4 protein-coding genes are annotated in these 3,751 nt (G+C 33.1%); all 4 read left to right on the top strand.

Going from position 1 to position 3,751, the window contains the following annotated elements; genetic code table 11:
* The first annotated feature begins 820 nt into the window (after positions 1 to 820).
* Positions 821 to 1,393: a type III-A CRISPR-associated protein Csm2 gene (gene csm2, locus ENL20_09270; protein HHE38747.1), complete on the top strand. Its 573-nt coding sequence runs from the start codon at positions 821 to 823 to the stop codon at positions 1,391 to 1,393.
* A complete protein-coding gene (gene csm3, locus ENL20_09265; protein HHE38746.1) occupies positions 1,390 to 2,187 on the top strand; it encodes a type III-A CRISPR-associated RAMP protein Csm3 in 798 nt (265 codons plus the stop codon). The genes csm2 and csm3 overlap by 4 nt, the downstream gene beginning before the upstream one ends.
* Before the next feature lie 9 nt (positions 2,188 to 2,196).
* Positions 2,197 to 3,234, top strand: coding sequence for a type III-A CRISPR-associated RAMP protein Csm4 (csm4, locus tag ENL20_09260; GenBank protein ID HHE38745.1), 1,038 nt, complete (start codon positions 2,197 to 2,199; stop codon positions 3,232 to 3,234).
* Positions 3,235 to 3,346: 112 nt separating this feature from the next.
* A partial coding sequence (gene csm5, locus ENL20_09255; GenBank protein HHE38744.1) for a type III-A CRISPR-associated RAMP protein Csm5 occupies positions 3,347 to 3,751 on the top strand: 405 nt, incomplete at its 3' end.

The following is a 3,751-nucleotide window of genomic DNA, read 5'->3' as shown; positions in this document are numbered from 1 at the left end:
TTTGAAGAACTGGCGGGAACAAACGGTAAATTGGCTTATCTCAAACTCGATGTGGATAATCTGGGTAATCTTTTTCAAAAAGGTTTGGAAAAACCGTCTCTTTCGCGCATGTCAGTTTTAAGCAGATTTCTAAGAATGTTTTTTGAAGGTTTTTTACCGTATTATGTAAAAAAGCTGAATTTGGAAAATGAAATTTATATCGTTTTTTCCGGTGGTGATGACACTTTTCTTATTGGAGATGTGGAAACGATTCTTTATTTTACCAAAAAGTTAAGAGAAAAATTCAGCGAATTTGTTTGCGGAAACAGGAAAATTACTTTTTCCGCCGGAATTGGGATTTTCCGCTATAATTTCCCGATTGTTAAAGCTACTCAAATTACAGAACAATATCTTGAAAATGCAAAAGAGCTTGTTTATCTTGATGAGACAGAAGCTACAAAAGATAAAGTAACAATTTTCGGGGAAGTATTTTCCTGGTTAGAATTTGGATATCTTCTTAAGATAAAAAATGTTATTGTAGATCTTATTGCAAATGATAAATTGAAAAGTAGAGGAATTATTCAAAAAGTTATCAATTCTACAAAAGGATTTCAACCTTTAATGAAAAGTGCAGAGAAAAGTAGATTAAGTTCTCAAAAGATATGGAGATTAAGGTATTTCTTAAGAAATATTGATAACAAAGACAGGATAATAAAAATATACGAAGATATGTGGTTTGAAAATTTCTTCGAATTAAAAGAAAATAAAATTAAAAATCATCAAATAATTACAGTCGCTGCCAAATTGGCAGACCTGCAGACAAGAAAATAAGGAGGTTAAGATGCATAAAGGAAAAGTAACAAATTTCCATCCCAAGAGTGGAGCAGGTTTCATCAAAAGCGAAGATTTTGAGGAATCCGTTTATTGTCATAAAAAGTTCGTTGATAAGGAAAGACTTGGCGTAAATGATCAGGTCGAATTTGAAGTAGAAGAGGGACCACAGGGATTTAAAGTAACCACCATCAATAAAATTAAAAAACTAAGTCCATTACTTAAAATGGCTTTAATTATCAATGAACTTTCTGTAGAGGAATACAACAATTTTTGTAACGAATGTAAAAAATTCGTTTCAAAAAAGAATTTTAAGGATAATGTTTCAACTTCAAAATTGAGAAATTTATTTTCCGAAGTATTGAAAATAAATAATAAGCCAATTGATGAAAAAGTAAAAGCTTTAGCTATGCTTAGACCAAAATTGGCATATTATTCTGGAAGAGAACCCAAAGTATCATTCTTTATGGAACAATTAGATTCAATGATATCGGAAATCAAAGAACCGAATGAAGTTGAGAATTTCAAAGAGTTTTTCGAAGCAATTGTTTGTTATAAAAAAGATGCAGGAGGTAAAGAATGAAACTTATCAAAAAAATATTCATAAACGGGAAAATAGAACTTTTAACCGGACTTCACATCGGAGGCTCTTCTACTGCTCTCGATATTGGCGGAATAGACAGCAATGTGATAAAAAATGCAAACGGAGTTCCGTATATTCCCGGTTCTTCCATTAAGGGAAAAATGAGAAGCCTGCTGGAAATGAAATATTCAGAATATACTCAATTAACTGGTTTGGTTGATAATGGAAAAGTGAATATGAAAGAAGTAGAAAAAAAAGGATTAAACGAAAAAGAAGAAGATTTGAAAAAGAAATTCAATCCTAAAATTCAAAAACTCTTCGGTTCGGTTGCCAAAGAATCCGATTTCAAAACTCGACTGATCGTGCGTGATGCCTATTTGAATAATGAAGTATTTGAACAGATGATAAACAAAACCGGCGATTTTGAAAAACTGGAACTTGATTATACGGAAGCAAAATGGGAAGTTTCTTTAGATAGATTAACATCACAACCACCTCACGGTCCCAGACAATTGGAACGAGTTCCGGCAGGAGCAAAATTTGATTTTTCAATTGTTTTTACATTCTATGATGAAACAGATAAAGAACTGGTAAAAATGCTTTTTGAAGGAATGCAGCTTTTACAAGATGATTATCTCGGCGGTTCCGGTTCGCGCGGTTACGGTCAAATTGCTTTCAAAGATATTTCCATTTCGGAAAAAACAGCTGAAAATTATCAAAAACACGAACCTGCCAAAGAAATTAAGACGAAACCAACTCTGGATGAAATCGATATAAATGAAATTGATTTATAATCGAGGTGAATGATGAAAATCACCAAATTATATCCTCCGAAAAACAATGCTTTTGTGCTTGAAGAACTTCCTTTCCGTTCGCAGACGCTTTTCGGAGCATTGGCAAATTGTTATGCGACTCTTTTTGGAAAAAAGAGTTTCTCGGAATTTCTGTCTCTGTTTGATAAAGGTAAGATCGGTTCTGTTTTTCCTGCTTTGAAAATTGCGGGAAAAGAGATTTTTTTCTTGCCGAGACCTTTTTTATCGAGGTTGAAAACAGATTCGGATAAAGATGATTTCTCCTCAAAAAAGAAGGTCAAAAAAATACATTGGCTCTCTTTAAAAGCAATGAAATTTTTGGCAAATTCGATTCGGGAAATAAACGGAGAATTTTTTCATTCGATTGATTTTGAAAAAGATTTAACTATAATCGGGAAGGAATTTCTGATTATGAAAAACGAGTTGCCTTCCTCAATTACCGAAAAGATCAAGGATATTTCTTTTTATCGAAAATCGGATGTCGTCAGAGTAAATGTTTCTCGTTTCGGAGAAAACAGCACGCCGTTTGAACAAACGGAAATAAGCCTTTTTGAAATGAAAATCAAACTTGGCGAGGAAGAGATTATTCAAACGAAAATGTTTCTTTACTTTCCGGAAGATATTGAAACAAACGAGAAATGGGAAGCGGCAAAGCAACTTTTTGCGGACGAAGGCATCGGCGGCAAAAGAAATTTGGGCAAAGGATATTTTGATAAAGTAGAAACAGCAGAAATTATCTGGGAAACTACGACTATCCCGAAATTGTATTTACTCCTTTCCAATCTGATTCCGAAAAAGGAAGAATTAAAAAACATCCAGACTTATGAAATCGGAAAAGATGACGGTTTCATTACTTTCGGTTATGCTTCCGCTTTTAAAAAAGATGCAATCTTTTATCTGAAAGAAGGAAGCGTTATAAAATCTCAAATCGGAGGGAAAATCGTTTCGCAGCAGTTCAAAGATAACACGATCTATCGTTATGGAAAAGCATTTCTTTTACCTTTGGGAAATGAAAACAAAAACTTCTGATTGTCCGAAGGACATCCGAATGTTTGTAATGAAAGTTTCAACACTCATAAGTGCATTCATCTTTCCAGAGGAAAGCTGTCGCACATTCAGAGGTTGAAAAAAAGGAGGAAAATTGAATAATATAAAAATTGAAGTTCTATCTCCGCTTCATATCGGAGATAATGAAAATAAAAACCTTTCTTCGCTTTCTGATTTTATTGTAGATGGTGATAAAATAAAATTGATAGATCATCAAAAACTGGAAAGTATCTTTTCAGAAAATCCGCATATTATGGAAGATTACATCAAAGAAATTAAAACGCATTCTCAACAAAAATTCTCATTAAAATCTTTTCTGCAGAAATATAAAATTTCAATTGAAGAAATAACCGAAAGCGAATCAATTCCGTTTATTGGTCAATTTAATGGAAAAGAAATCCATCCGTTTATTTCCGAAAACGGAAAAAAATATCTTCCCGGCTCATCTGTGAAAGGTGCTATTCGAAATGCTCTTGCTTTCGTTTATCTGAAAGAACAT

Source organism: Candidatus Cloacimonadota bacterium (genome assembly GCA_011372345.1).
Classification (GTDB): domain Bacteria; phylum Cloacimonadota; class Cloacimonadia; order Cloacimonadales; family TCS61; genus DRTC01.
The sequence above is the reverse complement of the archived record's forward strand: the minus strand, read 5'-3'. Positions and strand labels throughout refer to the sequence as shown.